Raw genomic sequence first — 17,700 nt, forward strand, 5'->3', positions numbered from 1 at the left:
TCATGGCGGGACAGGGCACTCCGGCGACCGCGCTGCTGACCAGGCGCAGGATCGCGCACCGCACGCATGCGTACGACGTCTCGCCGGACGCGCCGAACTACGGCGCGCTCGTCGCCGCCGCGCTCGGGGTGCCGCCGGAGCGGGTGTTCAAGACGCTCGTCACGGACGTCGACGGCGGGCTGACCGTGGCGGTGGTGCCGGTGACCGGCGAACTGGACCTGAAGGCGCTGGCCGCGGCCGTCGGCGGCAAGCGGGCCACGCTGGCCGACCGGATCGCGGCCGAGCGGGCGACCGGGTACGTGCGGGGCGGGATCAGTCCGCTCGGGCCACGCCGGGCGCTGCCGACAGTGGTCGACGCCTCCGCGCTGGCGCACCCGACGGTGTACGTCTCGGCCGGCCGCCGGGGTCTGCAGGTGCAGCTCGCCCCGGCCGACCTGGTCGCGCTGACCGGGGCCGTGACCGCGCCCGTCGCCGGGCGCTGAGCGGGCGGTTCCTCCCGCCGGTGTCGACCGGGTGACAACCGCGTTGCTGAATTGTTACCGCCGCCAACAAACTTCTGACCTCGGCACTCTTGCGGAGGGCGGGAAGCGCGGAATACGTTGCCGGACACAACAAAACAACCGAATGCAATTTCCCCCACCCCCGAAAGGACCCGTGCACATGCGCAAGGGCTTCCTCACCTTCGCGGCCGTCGGCCTCCTCGCGACCGGCGGCCTGACCGCCTGCGGTGACGACGGCGGTTCCGACCAGGCCGGTTCGAACGACAAGAAGCCGAAGATCGGCGTGATCCTGCCGGACAGCAAGTCCTCCGCCCGCTGGGAGGGCGCGGACCGCAAGTACCTGAAGGAGGCGTTCGACGCCGCCGGGGTCGAGTCCGACATCCAGAACGCGCAGAACGACAAGACCGCGTTCCAGACCATCGCCGACCAGATGATCACCAACGGCGTCAACGTGCTGATGATCGTCAACCTGGACTCCGGCACCGGCAAGGCCGTGCTCGACAAGGCCAAGTCGCAGGGCGTGGCCACCATCGACTACGACCGGCTGACCCTGGGCGGATCCGCCCAGTACTACGTCAGCTTCGACAACGAGGCGGTCGGCAAGCTCCAGGGCGAGGGCCTGGTCAAGTGCCTGACCGACAAGAACGTCAAGAACCCGGCGATCTCCTACCTGAACGGCTCGCCGACCGACAACAACGCCACCCTGTTCAAGAACGGCTACGACTCGGTGCTCAAGCCGAAGTTCGACGCGAACGAATACACCAAGGTCGCCGACGACTCGGTGCCGGCGTGGGACAACGCGCAGGCCGCCACCATCTTCGAGCAGCAGCTCACCAAGGCCCGCGGCAAGATCGACGGCGTGCTCGCCGCGAACGACGGCCTCGGCAACGCGGCCATCTCGGTGCTGAAGAAGAACAAGCTCAACGGCAAGGTCCCGGTGACCGGCCAGGACGCCACCAAGGAGGGTCTGCAGAACATCCTCGCCGGTGACCAGTGCATGACCGTCTACAAGGCGGTCAAGAAGGAGGCGGACGCCGCCTCCGAGCTGGCCATCGCGCTCGCCAAGGGCGAGAAGAAGGACACCGGACAGACCGTCAAGGACCCGGAGGGCAACCGGGACGTCCCGTCCGTGCTGCTGGAGCCGAAGGCCATCTACAAGGACAACGTCAACGACGTCGTGGCCGACGGTTACGTCACCAAGGAAGAGCTCTGCACCGGCGACTTCGCCAAGCTCTGCACCGAAGCCGGCGTGAGCTGACCCACCCGCATCAGGCGGCGCCGCCCGGCCCGGGACCACTCCCGCGCCGGGCGGCGCTCCCCGCCCACGCCGGACGGGATCCGAGACCTCCCCTCCGTTCGAAGGAGACCCCCCGTGTCCGCAACCCCCCTGCTGGAGCTACGCGGGATCGACAAGAGCTTCGGTCCCGTCCAGGTGCTGCGTGACGTCGCGCTCACGGCACATCCCGGCGAGGTGACCGCGCTCGTCGGTGACAACGGCGCCGGCAAGTCGACCCTGGTCAAGTGCATCAGCGGCATCTACCCCATCGACGCCGGCCAGTTCCTCTTCGACGGCAGGCCGGTGAGCATCAACAGCCCCCGGGACGCCGCCGCGCTCGGGATCGAGGTCGTCTACCAGGACCTGGCGCTCTGCGACAACCTCGACATCGTGCAGAACATGTTCCTCGGCCGGGAGAAGCACAGCGGCATCGTGCTCGACGAGCCGACCATGGAACAGATGGCCGCCGAGACCCTGGACGGGCTCAGCGTCCGCACCGTGAAGTCGCTGCGCCAGCACGTGTCCAGCCTCTCCGGCGGGCAGCGGCAGACCGTGGCCATCGCCAAGGCCGTGCTCTGGAACAGCAAGCTGGTCATCCTGGACGAGCCCACCGCCGCGCTCGGCGTCGCGCAGACCGCCCAGGTGCTGGAGCTGGTCCGCCGGCTCGCCGACAACGGCCTGGCCGTGGTGCTCATCTCGCACAACATGAACGACGTCTTCGCGGTCTCCGACCGGATCGCCGCGCTCTACCTCGGCCAGATGGTCGCCCAGGTGAAGACCACCGACATCACCCACTCGCAGGTGGTCGAGCTGATCACCGCCGGCCGCTCCGGCGACCTCGGCCTCGCCGGCGAACCGGGCAGCAACGGCATCGGCGCCGCGCCCGTCGACACCACTCCAGGAGCCGTCCGATGACCGCCACCGCCGTGAAGAGGGAACGCCCGGCCGGCCCGGCGCCGGCACCGACCGTGGGCACCCACGTGAACAACTACTGGCGCCGGGTACGCGGGGGCGACATCGGCGCCCTGCCGGCCGTGGTGATGCTTCTCGCGCTCGCCGTGGGCTTCTCGATCGCCCGCCCGTCGTTCTTCACCGCCGGCAACCTCGCCAACCTGTTCACCCAGGGCGCGGCCGTCACGCTCATCGCGATGGGCCTGGTCTTCGTCCTGCTGCTCGGCGAGATCGACCTCTCCGCCGGTTTCGCCAGCGGCGTCTGCGCCGCCATCCTGGCCAACACCGTCACCGTGCTCGGCTACCCCTGGTACGTGGCCGTGCTCGCCGCCGTCGGCACCGGCGTGGTGATCGGCATCGGGCTCGGCCTGCTGGTCGCGAAGGTGGGCATCCCGTCCTTCGTGGTCACGCTCGCCGGCTTCCTCGCGTTCCAGGGCGTCGTGCTGACGCTGATGGACGAGGGCGCCAACATCTCGGTCCGGGACAGCGTGCTGGTGGCGATCGCCAACCGCAACCTCCCGCCCGTGCTGGGCTGGGCGCTGGCCGCGGCGGCCGTCGCCGGGTACGCGGCCGTCCAGTTGCTGCGCTACCGCAACCGGTCCACCCGTGGTCTGGTCACCGACCCGATCGCGGTGGTGGCCGCGCGGATCGGCGGCCTCGCCGTGATCCTCGGCGTCGCGGTCTACGTGCTCAACCTGGAGCGCAGCCGCAACGTCCTGGTGGTCTCGCTCAAGGGCGTGCCGATCGTGGTGCCGATCATCGCGCTGCTGCTCGTCGTCTGGACGTTCGTGCTCCAGCGGACCAGCTACGGCCGGCACATCTACGCGGTCGGCGGCAACGCCGAGGCGGCCCGCCGGGCCGGCATCAACGTGGACCGGATCCGCGTCTCCGTCTTCGTCATCTGCTCCGGGATGGCGGCCATCGGCGGCATCGTGGCGGCCAGCCGGGCCAACTCGGTCGACCCCAACACCGGCGGCAGCAACGTGCTGCTGTACGCCGTCGGCGCGGCGGTGATCGGCGGCACCAGCCTCTTCGGCGGCAAGGGCCGCGTCCTCGACGCCGTGCTCGGTGGCGCGGTGGTCGCGGTGATCGACAACGGCATGGGACTGATGGGGTACAGCTCGGGCGTCAAGTTCGTGGTCACCGGCGTGGTCCTGCTCGCCGCCGCGACCATCGACGCGCTGTCGAGGCGGCGAGCCGCCTCCACCGGCACGCGCTGACCTCGGGCGCGGACACACCATGGCAGTGGCAATGCGCGCGGGTCCCAGCCAGGACGAGATCCGCCGGCAGAACCTTGGCGCATTGCTCCGCTACGTGCACGTGCACGGCGCCACCACCCGCGCCGAGCTGACCACCGCGCTCGGGCTCAACCGCAGCACCATCGGCGCGCTGACCGCGGACCTGGCCGGCGCCGGTCTGGTCAGCGAGGGGACGCCGAAGGAGACCGGCCGGGCCGGACGACCGTCACTCGTCGTCCGGCCCGAGTCGGGCCGGGTCTACGCGTACGCGTACAGCGTCGAGGTGGACCGGCTGCGGGCCGCGCGGGTCGGGCTCGGCGGTGAGGTGCTCGATCGTCGCGAGCTGGACCGGCCCCGCAACCTGGTCGCCGGGGAGGCCGCCCCGCTGTTGGCCGGCGCGGTCAAGGAGATGCACCAGACGGTGCCGGCGGAGTCGTTCTGCGTCGGCGCCGGGGTCGCGGTCTGCGGCATGGTCCGCCGCGACGACGGGCTGGTGCGGCTCAGCCCCACCACCGGTTGGGTCGACGAGCCGATCGGCGCGGCGCTCGCCGCCGAGCTGGGCATCGACGTACCGATCACGGTGGGCAACGTGGCCGACGTGGCCGCCTACGCCGAACACGCCCGCGGCGCGGCCACCGGCTGCGACAACGTCATCTACCTGTACGGCGACGTGGGCGTCGGCGCCGGCATCATCGCCGGCGGGCGGCGGCTGACCGGGCACGGCGGCTACGGCGGCGAGGTCGGCCACATGGTGGTGGTCCGCGACGGCGCGCGCTGCGACTGCGGCCGGCGCGGCTGCTGGGAGACCGAGATCGGCGAGTACGGGCTGCTGCGCGCCGCCGGTCACGCCGAGGCACGCGGGCGGGAGGCCCTGCTCAGCGTCTTCGACGCGGCCGACCGGGGGGACGCCCGCGCGCAGAGCGCGCTCCGGCAGGCCGGCGACTGGCTCGGCTTCGGCGTGGCCAACCTGGTCAACATCTTCAACCCGGAGATGGTCATCTTCGGTGGCACCATGCGTGACCTCTACCTGGCCGCCGCCGCCCAGGTGCGCAGCCGGCTCAACCGCAACGGGCTGCCCGCCTGCCTGGAGCACGTGCGGCTGCGTACCCCGGAACTCGGCGACGACGCGGCGCTGATCGGCGCCGCCGAGTTGGCTTTCGAACGCCTCCTGGCCGACCCGCTGAACTGATCGGCCCGGCGATCCGTATCAGTGTGCGGACGGAGGGACGGCCGGCGGGTGCGGCCGTCCGCGACCCGCGTACCGGTCCGGACCGAGGAGGCACCGCAAACCATGGCATCGCTGGAATCCGCACGTCGCCGGCTGGCTCGCCGGGTGACCCTGCTGCTCGTCGCGATCGGCGCGGGGATCGGCGTTCTTCCCGGCGCGGCGCTGGCCGCGCCCAATCCCGGCGTGCAGATGAACGCCGCCGACATGACGCTGCTCAACGGCGTCCGGCTGGCCGGGCTCTGGGAGATGCCGGCCGGGATGATGGCCGCCGAGAGGGGCCAGTCCCCTCGGGTACGGGAGGTCGGCGCGGAGATCGCCCGCCAGCACGGCGTGCTTGACGAGTTGGTGGTCCAGGCGGCCAACAAGCTGGGCGCGGTCCTGCCGACGGACCCGACGACCCAGCAGAAGGGGTGGCTGACCGAGATGCAGAACGCCACCGGCGCCCAGTTCGACCAGATCTTCGTCACCCGGCTCCGGGTCGCCCACGGCAACATCTTCCCGGTGATCGGCGCGGTCCGGGCCAGCACCAAGGACCCGGTCGTGCGCAAGCTCGCCGAGGACGCGAACAAGTTCGTCAACGACCACATGACCATGCTGGAGAGCACCGGGCTGGTCCGCTGGCAGCAGTTGCCGCCGCCCGCGCTGCCTGCGGCGCAGCGGGACTCGCTTGTCGCCGCCGCCCAGGCCAACGCCGCCAGCGGCGGTGGGCTCCAGGTGGGCACCGGGATCGTGTGGGCGGTCTTCCTGATCGCGCTGGGCACCGGCGGATACACGACCTGGCGGTTGATGCGCCGCTCGTGAGCAGGTGTTAAGAGGGGGCCCCGCCTATACCGAAAACGTTAAGCGGGGCCCCCTCCTTACGCTCTCAGCGGTCGACGGAGGTGAAGTCCCAACTGTGCGGCGGGCGGGCGACCAGGCGCATGGGGGGCTCGGGCAGCTCGCGCGGGTTGCTCCGCCACTTCGAGATCACCACCAGCCGATGGTCGGTGGAGGAGAACACCTCGCTGGCGACGTGCATCGGGTCGTGCTCGAACTCGGGCAGCGCGGTCTCGCAGACCCAGGTGATCAGGTCGGCGAAGCCGTACGGCTCGGCCTTCGCCTCCCACATCCGGACGATCATTCGGTCCCCTCCTGCGGTCCGACGCTGACCACGGTCAGCGGCATCGCCGAGTCGGCCGGCAGGTCCAGCCGGCTCGGAGCGACACCCGCGGCGACCAGGTGCGAACCGAGCGCCGCCACCATCGCGCCGTTGTCCGTGCAGAGCTTCGGCCGGGGCGTACGCACCCGGACGCCGTGCTTCGCGGCCCGCTGCTCGGCCATCGCCCGCAGCCGCGAGTTGGCCGCCACCCCGCCGCCGATCACCAGCGTGTCGATCCCGCTGCCACGGCAGGCGTCGAGCGCCTTGCCGACAAGCACGTCGCAGACCGCCTCCTGGAAGGACGCCGCCACGTCGGCCACCGGCACCGGCTCACCGGCCCGTTGCCGCGCCTCCACCCAGCGGGCCACCGCCGTCTTCAGGCCGGAGAAGGAGAAGTCGAAGCGGTGCCCGGCCAGGTCCTTCGCGGCGGTCAGCCCACGCGGGAACGCGATCGAGGCCGGATCCCCGGCCCGCGCCTCCCGGTCGATGTACGGGCCGCCGGGGAACGGCAACCCGAGCAGCCGGGCCACCTTGTCGAACGCCTCCCCGGCCGCGTCGTCGATGGTGGCGCCGAGCGGGACGACGCCCCGGGCCAGGTCGTCGACGCGCAGCAGCGACGAGTGCCCGCCGGAGACCAGCAGCGCGATCGCCGGCTCGGGCAGCGGGCCGTGCTCCAGCGTGTCCACGGCCACGTGCGCGGCGAGGTGGTTCACCCCGTACACCGGCTTCTCCGCGGCCACCGCGTAGCCCTTCGCGGCGGCGACGCCGACGAGCAGCGCGCCGGCCAGGCCCGGCCCGGAGGTCACCGCGATCGCGTCCACGTCGGCGATGGTGACGCCGGCTTCCTTGAGCGCCCGGTCCATGGTCGGCACGATCGCCTCCAGGTGGGCCCGGCTGGCCACCTCCGGCACCACCCCGCCGAACCGGGCGTGCTCCTCGACGCTCGAGGCGAGCGCGTCGGCCAGCAGCGTGTGCCCGCGCACGATGCCCACGCCGGTCTCGTCGCAGGAGGTCTCGATGCCGAGGATCAGTGGTTCGTCAGCCATCCGCGTCAGTCCTCGTGGCGCTGCATGACCAGCGCGTCGGTGTTGCTCGGTTGGTAGTAGCCGCGCCGCACGCCGATCGGCTCGAAGCCGTACGTGGCGTACAGCCGCTGGGCCGGGGCGTTGTCGGCGGCGACCTCCAGCAGCGTGCTGCGGACGCCGCGCCGGGCCGCCTCGGCCAGCAGCGCCTCCAGCAGGGCCCGACCCACCCCGCGGCGCTGGGCGTCCCGCCGGACCGCGATGTTCTGCACCCACGCCTCGTCCGGCGGGGCCACGGCCAGCCCGGCGTAGCCGGCCACGCCGCCGTCGTCGTCGTCGACCGCGACCAGATAGAAGTGCCCGTTGGCGAGCTCGTTCCAGAACATCCCCGGCGACCACCGCTCGGCGCCGAACAGATCCGCCTCGATGGGCAGCACCTCGTCCACGTGCCACCAGCGGAACCGGCTCAGCCTCATCGCAGGACCGGCTTGTGGCCGGTGGCCGCCACCGCGTCCGGCCGGCGCAGGTAGAGCGGGGTGAGCGCCTCACCCGGGGCACCCGCGCGGATCCGCTCGGCGGCGAGTCGGGCCAGCGCCAGCGGGTCCGGGTAGCGCGGCTCGGCCCGCACCGGCAGGCCGAGCACGTCCGCGTACCGCTGGGCGCCGTCGCCGACCGCGACGGTGACCGCCAGGTCGCGCGCCCGCTCGGCGACGACCGCCGGGGCGGCCACGTCCGGGCCGGAGACGCGCTGCCCGGCGCCGTCGTAGACGGCCCAGTAGACCTCCCGCCGCCGCGCGTCGCTCGCCGCCAGCACCGGCCCACCGGCCGCCGCCGGTTCGCGGGCCGCCGCCGGGTGGCCGAGGCCGTCGAGCGAGCAGACGCCGTACGTCGGCACGCCGAGCACCTGGCCCATGGTGGCGGCGGTGACCAGGCCCACCCGCAGGCCGGTGAACGGCCCGGGGCCGAGCCCGGCGACGATCGCGGCCAGGTCGGCAGGGCGCGCGCCCGCGTCGGCGAGGATCGCGTCGACCTGCGGCGCGAGCAGCTCGCCGTGGGCCCGGGCGTCGACCGTGCACCGGGACGCGCGGAGCGCGACGCCGTCCGCCGAGACCTCGGCCAGCGCCGCGGTCACCGCGGGCGTCGAGGAGTCCACCACGAGTACGAGCACGGTTTGCCAGCCTATCCGGCCCGGTCCGGCCGGCGCGGGTCAGCCCGGCGCCGGCCGGATCGAGTACCCGGCGCGGGCCGGATCGTTCAGTCCGGCGCCGGCCGGATCGGGGTGAGCCGGACGACCGGCAGCGGTCGGCCGCCGGCCCGCTCGGCCAACTCGCCGTAGAGCGGCCAGCCCCGGACCAGCTCGGCCCAGACCGCCGTCCGCTCCCCCTCGTCCAGCAGGTGGGCGACCACCGGCCGGCGAGCGGCGTCGACCTCGATCGTCGCGGTCGGTTCCGCGAGCAGGTTCAGCAGCCAGGCCGGCCGCCCGCCGGCGCCCCAGTTGGAGCCGACCACCAGATAGCCGTCCTGCTTCCGGGTGTAGATCAGGGGGGTGGTGCGGGGCTCGCCGGAGCGCCGGCCGGTGGTGGTCAGCAGCAACGTCCGGCCGGCCCCCGGGCTCGACGTGAGCCGCCCCCCGGTCCACCTGTGCAGTCGTACGTCCAGCCGCGGCAGCACCCGGCGGGCCCACCGGACGAAACCCGGGCTGTCCATCGCCCGCCGCCGCAGCCCCTCGATCACGCTCATGGGATCACGTCCCTCCTCCTGTCGCGGATCAGTAGCGCAGGGCGTACCGGAGGCGGCGGCGCAGCGACCGGTCCCGGTCGGCCGCCATCTCCCGGGCGTGCCGCTCCAGCACGTCGGTCGCCTCCCGGACGCGCCGCCCCGCCAGCTCGATCGCCTCGTCCACCGGCACGACGACAGGCAACCGGTGCAGCTCCAGGATCTTCGCGACCCGCTCCGCGACGGTGCCCCCGACGATGTCGTAGGGGACGCCGATCTCCTCCAACGTCTCGATCAGCAGCCGGTCGGAGAGGAGGCGGAACGGTTCCGAGACCGGCCGGTGGCCGTCCCGCTCCATCTCGAACTCGACCGGCAGGTGCACGTAGGCGTCGTACAGCCGGGCCGCCCGGTTCTTCACGATGATCCCGTAGGCGTCCATGTAGCTCTGGTAGAAGCGGCGGTACGGCAGGCCGACCACCGCCTTGACGGTCCGCAGCGCCCACCTGGCACCCGGGTTGATGCCGACCCGCATCCGCGCCTCGCCGTAGACCCACTCGTGGATCACCGAGCCGTCGGAGACGAAGGAACCGGGGATTTCGGCCTCGTTGTGGATCCGCTCCTCCAACCGGCGCAGGCCGAGCAGCAGCAGCTCCGTCGCGGACAGTTCCTGAACGGTTTTCCCCGGCACCAGGTCACGCAGAATCTCGCGCGAGGTCAGGGCATGGGTACGGGGAATTCCGGCGGCAATTGCCACGGCCTCGGCGGTGGTGGTCTTACCCACGCCGAAAGTGCCGGAAATGGCGAGTCGTAGGGCTTTTTCCGTGGGTACCGACACGGGGTCGACCTCCGTCAGATCGAGGACAGGATTTCGGTCGGCTGTAGGTAGGCCAGCGAGGCGGTGGTCTCGATTCCCTGGCAGACTCCGCTCAGGTCGTAGAGACTCCACCGGGCGCCGGCCCGGTCGATGTGCCTACCGTTCACCACCATTCCGTTGGCGACGAACGCATTCGTGATCGGCTGGTACGGCGTACGCGCGGACATGGCGACCCGGCGCATCCAGAGATTGCCGGTCTCGGCGCGTTCGACGCCGTCGCAGTCGTACATGAGCACCTGGGCGAGCTGGGCCATCGCGATGAGGCAGTCCACCATCGACAGGGCCGGCTCGTAGTGGGCGGAGAAGCCGGTCCAGCCGCCGGGCGGCGGCGCCGCGTCGGTCATCAGCATGAGCCCGCGCACCGCCCCCGCCGGCACGTCCACCTCAAGATCGGTGATGAGCTGTTGCCGGCGGGTGAACCCCCGCCCGTAGACCCGGCTGGCCGAGTCACCGAGCAGCTCGCTGATCTCGGACCACTCCCCCGACGACGCGCCGTCCCCGCCGTCGTGACCGATGTCACAGGTGACCCGGATCGTGCCCACCTTGATGTCGAAGCGGGACACCAGCGCGCCCGGGCCGTCGAGCGCCGGCAGGACGCTCTCCCGGCGGCCGGTCGCCGGGATGCCGACCAGGTGCAGTTGCGGCGTCGCGCCCGCCTTCATGGCGAACGACCGCAACCACATCCGTCGCCGGCGTTCCTCGTCGAGACCGTGCACCCGCACCAGCAGGGCCTCGGCCAGTTGCACCGCCACGACCAGCGCGTCCACGGTGCTCAGGTGCGGTCGGGGCGCGTCGACGACCGGCTTGCTCGACCAGTCGTCCGGGTACTCGACGTCGACCACCGCGGAGACGAGGTCGCCCGGCCCACCGGCGACGACACGCAACTCGCGCACCCGGTGCCCGACCCGCCGGAACCCCTGGCCGAAATAGCGCGACCCGCTTCTTCCCAGGCAATGATCAATTGCCGCGTACCGGACCGTTCTCTGATCCACTTTGTTCCCCCCGTTGCCCGAAACTCGACATGTTGTTTGCCGAGCGCATGCTGGAATGGCGCGGGCGTAAGATTTGGTTCGGCCGATTTCGCGATCAACGACTACCGCCGACCCGCCCACCGCCACCAGTTCCAGCGTGCCAGGGCGCCGTGTACCGCTCATCTAACGAGGGTCTATCGAGAGAATCGGCAACAGGCAGCCGGCGACGACCCGGCCGCCGTACGGGGGAGGAATGTCCGCATGTCCATGCGATTCGGGCTGCTCGGACCCGTGGCGTTATGCCACGACCAGCGACAGTTCGTCATCACTTCGACCAAGCAACGCGCCCTCCTCGCCGCGCTGCTGTTGGAACCCAACCGGTTCATTTCCGCCGAACGTCTGGCCGAGGCCATCTGGGGCGAAGGACCACCGTCGAGCGCCGAGGGGTTGATCCGCACCTACGCCTGGCGTCTGCGTCGCCTGCTGGACGACGAGCGGGACCGGCTGGTCGGCCGGTCCGGCGGATACCGGCTCCGGGTCGAGCCGGGGGAACTCGACACGGACCGGTTCGCGCGACTCGCCGTGCGGGGGCAACTGCTGTTGCGCGCCGGCGAACCGAGCGCGGCCTCGGAGGTGCTGTCCGAGGCGCTGGCGCAGTGGCGGGGTCCGCTGCTCGCCGACACGGAACTGCACGGAAGCGTGCTCGCCGAACTGGGGCGGCTGGAGGAACTGCGGCTGACCACGGTGGAATACCGGATCGACGCCGAGCTCGCGGTCGGGCGGCACCGGCTCGCCGTACCGGAGTTGCTTGATCTGGTGGCGCGGCACCCGCTGCGCGAGCGGCTCACCGCGCAGCTCATGGTGGCCCTGTATCGCAGTGGCCGGCGCGCCGAGGCCCTGGCGGCGTACGCGCAGGCGGCCCGCGTCCTCCGGGCCGAGCTGGGGCTCGATCCCGGCGCGACGCTCGGCCGGTTGCAGGGTCAGGTGCTGCGGGACGACCCGGCGCTCCGGCTCGACGAACCACCGCCGGCGGACGACGACCACTCGCCGGCCGCGCACAGCCTCTTCATCACCTACGGGGTGGACAGCGGCGCCCGCGGCTGACGGGCTTCGGCGCTGACGGGCTTCGGACAGGAAAGGGGTCCCCTCGCGGGACGGGAGAAAGGTAGTCTGAGAAAACGATAGAGTTATCTGATCATCGGAAAACACTGTGGAGGATGTATGTCCGCACCGAACCCCGCGGTCAGCTCCGGGGACCCCCCGGCGACCGCGCCGGACGTGCCGGTCACCGGCCCGTCCCCCACCCGGTGGTGGACCCTGGCCATCGTCACCGCCGGGACGTTCATGCTGACCCTCGACCTGACCGTGGTGAACGTCGCGCTGCCCGAGCTGCGCAACACGCTCCACGCCGACTTCTCCGGGTTGCAGTGGGTCATCGACGCCTACGCGCTGACCCTGGCGGTGTTCCTGCTGACCGGCGGCTCGTTGGCCGACCGGCTCGGCGGCAAACGGGTCTTCCTGGCCGGCCTGACCATCTTCACCGCCGCGTCGGTGGCCTGCGGGGTGGCCACCGACATCCTGGCGCTGAACCTCGCCCGGGGTGTGCAGGGCATGGGCGCCGCCGTCCTCTACGCGGTCGGTCCGGCGCTCATCGGGCGGGAGTTCCAGGGGCGCAGCCGGGGAGCCGCCTTCGGCATCTTCGGCGCCGGCTCGGGCCTGGCGATCGCCCTCGGACCGTTGATCGGCGGCGCGCTGACCAGCGGCGTCAGTTGGCGATGGATCTTCCTGGTGAACCTTCCCGTGGGCGTGGTCGCGTTCGCCCTCGGGATGCTGCGGATGCCGAACACGCCGGGGCACGGGGCCCGACGTGTCGACTGGCCGGGCCTGGCCAGCTTCTCCGTGGCGCTCACCCTGCTGGTGCTCGGCCTGCTGCGCGGCGAGCAGGAGGGCTGGTCGAGCCCGTGGATCGTCGGGGCGTTCGTCGGGTCCGCGGTGCTGTTCGCAGGCTTCGTCCTGATCGAACGGCACCGCGGCGAGGCGGCCATGCTCGACCTCGGCTTCTTCCGGATCACCAGCTACCGCACCATCTCGCTCGCGGCGATCCTGGTGGCCTCCAGCGGCATGTCGGCGATCTTCCTGCTGATCTCCTACGTGCAGAACGTCCTCGGCTACTCCCCCTGGGAGTCCGGGCTGCGTTTCCTGCCGCTGACCGTGGCGCTGTTCGTCGCCGCGATCTTCGCGGGGTCGCTGACCGCCCGGCTGCCGCACCGGGTGCTCGTCGCGTTCGCCGCCGCCTGCGTCTGGCTGGGACTGCTGCTGTTCAAGCCGCTTGTGGACGCCACAAGCGACTGGACCGCGCTGCTGCCCACGATGGTGCTGATCGGCGTCGGTCTCGGCGCGTTCAACCCACCCCGCGCCGCGCTCTCGGTGGGCGTGGTCGAGCCCGCCAAGTCCGGTGCCGCGTCCGGCACGAACGTCACCTTCCAGCAGGTCGGCCTGGCCCTCGGCATCGCCGGCTTCGGCGCGCTGTTCCAGCACCGGGTGATCGACCACCTGGGCGCGCCCGACCTCGGTCGCGCGGTGGCGGCCGGAGCCGCGCCGCAGGCGGGCGAGGCCGGGCGGGCCGCCTTCGTCGCCGGGCTCGGGGACGTGCTGCTGGTGAGCTCGTTCCTCGCGCTGGCCGCGGCCGTCGTCGCGTTCGGCTGGATCCGCGACCGCGACCTGCACGCGACGGCCGTGGCCGAGCGGGCCGACGGCTGAGCGCCGGCGGGCGCTGGCCGTACGATGAGGCCGAACCGGCGTCCGCGCCGGACGGCGACGACCGGAGGTGGCGAGTGGCACGGCCGAGTTCCGCCGGTACGCCGCCGCCGAGCCTCCTGCGGGACCACACGGGCTACCTGCTCCACCGCGCCGGGCTGCTGATGATCCGGGCGGTGGAGCAGGCGCTCGTCACGCACGGGCTGACCGGTCGCAAGTTCTTCGCGCTGACCGCGGTGCACTCCCTGGCCCCGCTGTCCCAGCAGGAACTGAGCAACCTGTTCGCGCTCGACCCGACCACCGTCGTCGCCATGGTCGACGAGTTCGAGACGGCCGGCTTGGTGCGTCGCCAACGCAGCGAGACCGACCGGCGGCGCTACGACCTCATCCCCACCGAGGCCGGCCTGCGGTTGCTGGCCACCGCCACCGAGGCCGTCACCGACGTCGAGGAGACGTTCCTCGCCCCGCTCACCGATCGGCAACGGACCGCGCTGCACCGCAGCCTGACCGCCGTGCTGCACGACGACCCGCACGCCTGAGGCGGGGACGGTCAGCCCGCGGAGCGCGCCCAGTCGACGGTGGGCAGGCCCGCGTCGGCGAGCGCCTTGTCGGCCGCGCTGAACGGACGGCTGCCCAGGAAACCCTTCGGGTTCATCGGGCTGGGATGCCCGGCCTCCAGCACGACGTGCCGCGGGTTGGTGACCAGGGCCGCCTTCTTGCGCGCGTAGCCGCCCCAGAGCAGGAAGACCACCCGCCGGTCGAGATCGTCGAGCGCCCGGATGGTGGCGTCGGTGAACTCCTCCCAACCCCGGTTGGCGTGCGAGCCGGGGCTGGCCTGCCGGACCGTCAGCACCGAGTTGAGCAGCAGCACACCCTGCGCCGCCCAGCCGTCCAGGTTGCCGCCGCGCGGCTTCGGCACGCCCAGATCCGCCTCCAACTCCTTGAAGACGTTGCGCAGCGACGGCGGCACCGGCACGCCGTCGCGCACGCTGAAGCTCAGGCCGTGCGCCTGCCCCACCTTGTGGTAGGGGTCCTGACCGAGGATGAGCACCCGCGTCTGACCCGGCGCGCACAACCGGTAGGCGGAGAACAGGTCGGCCAGCGGCGGAAAGACCGTGGCGGTGGCGTATTCCCGGGCGACGAACTCGGCCAACGCCGCGGTGCGGGCCGGGTCGAGGTGCGGGGTGAGGGCCGCACGCCACGGCTCGGGCAGGAGCGCCAACAGGTCGAGGGCGGGGGCATCGTCGGGCATCGGCAACCTTTCGCAGTCGTCCCCGGGACTGTAGGCAGCGGGTACGACAGCGCTCAGTCGAGGGTGGCCAGCCGGGCCGCCCAGTCGCCGCCGGCCGGTTCCAGGGTGACCACCCGGCTGTCGTCGTCCCGCCGGTCGATGCGGACCCGCAGGTGCGCGTCGACCAACTGCTCGACCATCCCCTCGCCCCACTCCACCACGGTCACCGCCTCGTCGACCGAGGCGTCCAGGTCGAGGTCGTCGATCTCGGCCCGCGGATCCGCGGCCTCACCCAGGCGGTACGCGTCGGCGTGCACGAGCGTCACCCGGCCGCCCCGCGCCGGGTCCGGCCGGTGCACCCGGGCGATGACGAAGGTGGGCGAGGTGATGTCGCCGCGCACCCCGAGGCCGGCGCCGACGCCCTGGGTCAGCGCGGTCTTGCCGGCCCCCAGCGGACCGCTGAGCAGCAGCAGGTCCCCCGCGCGCAGCACGCCGGCCAGCCGCCGGCCGAACTCGCGGGTGTCGTCGACGGTCTTCAGCTCCACCACGACCACGCTCACGCCAGTGACTCCAGGAATCTCGCCAACGCCGCGTTGACCTCGTCGGCGTGCTCAAGCATCACCACGTGCCCGCTGTCGTGGATCTGCACGAACTCGGCCTCCGGCAGCCGCCGGACGATCTCCTCCGAGTGCGTCACCGGCGTGATCATGTCCTTGTCCCCCACGATCACCAGCACCGGCGTTCCGGCGAGCGCGGCCAGCGCCGGGAAGCGCGAGTGGGTGGCCAGGGTCCGCAGGTAGCGGGTGACCGTGTCGGCCGAGGTGCGGGAGTTCATCGTCTCCACGTACGACACCAGGGCCGGGCTCGGCTTCGGGGTGCCGAAGCCGTACCTGCGGGTCAGCAACCAGGCCACGTTCGAGGTGGACCGCCGGGCCCTGTCGATCACCGGGCCGCCGTACCGGGTGGCGTTGCTCATCACGTGCAGCACCGGTGAGCCGACCCGGCCGAGCAGCGCGGGGGCCACCAGCTTGGTCTCCGCCGCCAGGCCGCCGGAGGTGGCCATCAGCACCGTGCCGACCACCCGGTCGCCGAACAGCTCCGGATAGAGCTCGGCCAACGCCATGATGGTCATGCCGCCCATCGAGTGCCCGACCAGCACCAGCGGCCCGTCCGGGGCCACCTCGTCGAGGACCCGGCGCAACGTGCGGCCCAGCGCGGCCAGGTCGTACTCACCGGTCTCCAGTCTCCCGGAGCGGCCGTGCCCCGGCTGGTCGTACGCGACCACCCGGTAGTCGCCCCGGTCGGCGAGCATCTTGCGCTGGAAGTGGAACGTGCCCATGTCCAGACAGAAGCCGTGCACCAGCACGACCGTCGGGTGCCCGGCGACCGGCCGGGTCGGCTCGACCACCTCGACGTGGATGTCGGTGCCGTCCGGCATCTCCAGGAGGTACGCCTCGTCGTGACGCTGCCGGCCGAACACCTCGTGGGCGTACGGGTCGGCGGGGTCGTTCTTCAACCGGCGGACCAGGACCCGCTCGCTTGCCACACCCGCCGCGAGGCCGGCGGCGGCCACCCCGACGGCGGCGCCGACCAGCCCGGCCACCTTGCCGGCGGCGCCACGCGGCCGAGGCACCCGCAGGCGGGGGCTCATGTCTTCTCGCCGTCGTAGACGCGCGGGACCCGGACACCGCCGAACCGGGTGACGATCTCGTAGTTGATGGTGCCGACCGCCTCGGCCCAGTCGTCGGCGGTGGGCTCGCCGTCCGCGCCGCTGCCGAACAGCGTCGCCACGTCGCCGGCGGCCACCTCGTCGTCGCCGCAGTCGACCACGAACTGATCCATGCAGACCCGCCCGGAAATGGTCCGCCGCTCGCCGCCGAGCAGCACCGGACCGGTGTTCGAGGCGTGCCGGGGCACCCCGTCGGCGTAGCCGAGCGGCACCACGGCCAGGTTGCTCTCGTTCTCGGTGAGGTAGGTGTGCCCGTAGGAGACGCCGGTGCCGGCCGGGACCCGCTTGGTGAGCATCACCCGGGCCCGCGCGGTCATCGCCGGGCGCAGGCCGAACCGTTCGCCCGCGACCGGCGACAGGCCGTAGATGGCGATGCCCGGACGGACCAGGTCGAAGTGGGTGTCCGGTCGGGTCAGCGTGGCCGCCGAGTTGGCCAGGTGGCGGTAGCGGGGGCGCAGGCCGGCCCGCGCCACCATCTCCAGCCCCTCGTGGAAGACGGCGAGCTGGCGGTCCGTGGTGGGGTGGCCGGGCGAGTCGGCGTAGACGAAGTGGCTCCACACGCCGACCACCTCGACCAGGCCGTCGGCCTGGGCCTTCGCGGCGGCTTCCAGCAGCGCCGGCCAGTCGGCGACGGTCGCGCCGCCGCGGGACAATCCGGTATCGATCTTGAGGTGCAGCCGGGCCGGCCGGTCCGCCCGCCGGCTCGCCTCGGTCATCTCGTCGAGCTGGGCCAGGCTCGCGCAGCCGAGATCGACGCCGACCGCGATCCCGTCGTGCAACGGCAGGCCCGGGTCGAGCAGCCACGCCAGCACCGGCGCGGTGATCCCCTCCTGGCGCAGCCGGAGCGCCTCGTCGAGGGTGCAGACACCGAGCTGGTCCGCCCCGGCGTCGAGCGCCGCGCGGGCCGCCGGCACCATGCCGTGCCCGTACCCGTCGGCCTTGACCACGGCCATCAGCTCGGCGCTCGTTCCGGCCTTCAGGCGGGACACGTTCTCCCGGATCGCGTCGAGATCGACCCGCACCTCGGACTGCCACATGCCCCCAGCCTACTTCCGCCGGTGATCATCCT

General features: G+C 72.3%; 20 protein-coding genes. 9 read left to right on the plus strand and 11 right to left on the minus strand.

Annotated features, from left to right (window positions below; genetic code table 11):
* Positions 1–2 precede the first annotated feature (2 nt).
* From ybaK to O7619_RS29430, 6 genes are all read left to right on the plus strand, one after another.
* The gene (gene ybaK / locus O7619_RS29405) at positions 3–482 is read left to right on the plus strand and encodes a Cys-tRNA(Pro) deacylase (protein WP_282284748.1); all 480 of its coding nucleotides are present in this window, start codon (positions 3–5) and stop codon (positions 480–482) included.
* 178 nt (positions 483–660) lie between these two features.
* Positions 661–1,758, plus strand: a complete 1,098-nt coding sequence (locus O7619_RS29410; protein WP_282284749.1) for a substrate-binding domain-containing protein — start codon at positions 661–663, stop codon at positions 1,756–1,758.
* A 114-nt stretch (positions 1,759–1,872) separates the two neighbouring features.
* Positions 1,873–2,691 carry an ATP-binding cassette domain-containing protein gene (locus O7619_RS29415; protein ID WP_282284750.1) on the plus strand — a complete coding sequence of 273 codons (819 nt, stop codon included), beginning with the start codon at positions 1,873–1,875 and terminating at the stop codon, positions 2,689–2,691.
* A complete protein-coding gene (locus O7619_RS29420) occupies positions 2,688–3,947 on the plus strand; it encodes an ABC transporter permease (protein WP_282284751.1) in 1,260 nt (419 codons plus the stop codon). The genes O7619_RS29415 and O7619_RS29420 overlap by 4 nt, the downstream gene beginning before the upstream one ends.
* 31 nt (positions 3,948–3,978) lie before the next feature.
* Positions 3,979–5,154 (plus strand): ROK family protein, encoded by a 1,176-nt coding sequence (locus O7619_RS29425; protein WP_282288990.1) that lies wholly within the window; start codon positions 3,979–3,981, stop codon positions 5,152–5,154.
* 102 nt (positions 5,155–5,256) lie between these two features.
* Positions 5,257–5,994: a DUF4142 domain-containing protein gene (locus O7619_RS29430; RefSeq protein ID WP_282284752.1), complete on the plus strand. Its 738-nt coding sequence runs from the start codon at positions 5,257–5,259 to the stop codon at positions 5,992–5,994.
* 64 nt (positions 5,995–6,058) lie between these two features.
* Here O7619_RS29430 and O7619_RS29435 read toward each other — a convergent pair whose 3' ends face one another.
* From O7619_RS29435 to O7619_RS29465, 7 genes are all read right to left on the minus strand, one after another.
* Positions 6,059–6,313, minus strand: coding sequence for a hypothetical protein (locus O7619_RS29435; RefSeq protein WP_282284753.1), 255 nt, complete (start codon positions 6,311–6,313; stop codon positions 6,059–6,061).
* Positions 6,310–7,377, minus strand: a complete 1,068-nt coding sequence (gene tsaD, locus O7619_RS29440) for a tRNA (adenosine(37)-N6)-threonylcarbamoyltransferase complex transferase subunit TsaD (protein WP_282284754.1) — start codon at positions 7,375–7,377, stop codon at positions 6,310–6,312. The genes O7619_RS29435 and tsaD overlap by 4 nt, the downstream gene beginning before the upstream one ends.
* Before the next feature lie 5 nt (positions 7,378–7,382).
* Positions 7,383–7,829 carry a ribosomal protein S18-alanine N-acetyltransferase gene (gene rimI / locus O7619_RS29445; RefSeq protein ID WP_282284755.1) on the minus strand — a complete coding sequence of 149 codons (447 nt, stop codon included), beginning with the start codon at positions 7,827–7,829 and terminating at the stop codon, positions 7,383–7,385.
* Entirely contained in the window at positions 7,826–8,521 is a 696-nt protein-coding gene (tsaB, locus tag O7619_RS29450; protein WP_282284757.1) for a tRNA (adenosine(37)-N6)-threonylcarbamoyltransferase complex dimerization subunit type 1 TsaB, read from the minus strand. Before tsaB ends, rimI begins: the two co-directional genes overlap by 4 nt.
* Positions 8,522–8,607: 86 nt before the next feature.
* A complete protein-coding gene (locus tag O7619_RS29455; RefSeq protein ID WP_282284758.1) occupies positions 8,608–9,093 on the minus strand; it encodes a nitroreductase/quinone reductase family protein in 486 nt (161 codons plus the stop codon).
* A 28-nt stretch (positions 9,094–9,121) separates the two neighbouring features.
* A complete protein-coding gene (locus O7619_RS29460) occupies positions 9,122–10,015 on the minus strand; it encodes an AAA family ATPase (RefSeq protein ID WP_348774342.1) in 894 nt (297 codons plus the stop codon).
* Entirely contained in the window at positions 9,919–11,097 is a 1,179-nt protein-coding gene (locus O7619_RS29465; protein ID WP_282284760.1) for an AvrD family protein, read from the minus strand. Before O7619_RS29465 ends, O7619_RS29460 begins: the two co-directional genes overlap by 97 nt.
* Before the next feature lie 78 nt (positions 11,098–11,175).
* On the opposite strand from O7619_RS29465, the gene O7619_RS29470 reads away from it, so the two are divergent.
* From O7619_RS29470 to O7619_RS29480, 3 genes are all read left to right on the plus strand, one after another.
* Entirely contained in the window at positions 11,176–12,018 is an 843-nt protein-coding gene (locus O7619_RS29470) for an AfsR/SARP family transcriptional regulator (RefSeq protein ID WP_282284761.1), read from the plus strand.
* Positions 12,019–12,135: 117 nt separating this feature from the next.
* Positions 12,136–13,674, plus strand: a complete 1,539-nt coding sequence (locus tag O7619_RS29475; RefSeq protein ID WP_282284762.1) for an MFS transporter — start codon at positions 12,136–12,138, stop codon at positions 13,672–13,674.
* A gap of 74 nt (positions 13,675–13,748) precedes the next feature.
* Positions 13,749–14,210, plus strand: coding sequence for a MarR family transcriptional regulator (locus O7619_RS29480; protein WP_282284763.1), 462 nt, complete (start codon positions 13,749–13,751; stop codon positions 14,208–14,210).
* 11 nt (positions 14,211–14,221) lie between these two features.
* Here O7619_RS29480 and ung read toward each other — a convergent pair whose 3' ends face one another.
* From ung to alr, 4 genes are read right to left on the minus strand one after another with little or no spacing between them, the layout of a single operon-like run.
* Complete coding sequence (gene ung / locus O7619_RS29485) at positions 14,222–14,923, minus strand: uracil-DNA glycosylase (protein ID WP_282284764.1); 702 nt, start codon at positions 14,921–14,923, stop codon at positions 14,222–14,224.
* 53 nt (positions 14,924–14,976) lie between these two features.
* On the minus strand, positions 14,977–15,462 hold the full coding sequence (gene tsaE, locus O7619_RS29490; protein ID WP_282284766.1) for a tRNA (adenosine(37)-N6)-threonylcarbamoyltransferase complex ATPase subunit type 1 TsaE: 486 nt from the start codon (positions 15,460–15,462) through the stop codon (positions 14,977–14,979).
* Complete coding sequence (locus O7619_RS29495; RefSeq protein WP_282284767.1) at positions 15,459–16,553, minus strand: alpha/beta hydrolase; 1,095 nt, start codon at positions 16,551–16,553, stop codon at positions 15,459–15,461. The genes tsaE and O7619_RS29495 overlap by 4 nt, the downstream gene beginning before the upstream one ends.
* Entirely contained in the window at positions 16,550–17,668 is a 1,119-nt protein-coding gene (gene alr / locus O7619_RS29500; RefSeq protein ID WP_282284769.1) for an alanine racemase, read from the minus strand. The genes O7619_RS29495 and alr overlap by 4 nt, the downstream gene beginning before the upstream one ends.
* Positions 17,669–17,700 lie beyond the last annotated feature (32 nt).

This window comes from Micromonospora sp. WMMD998, from assembly GCF_029581235.1.
GTDB lineage: Bacteria > Actinomycetota > Actinomycetes > Mycobacteriales > Micromonosporaceae > Micromonospora.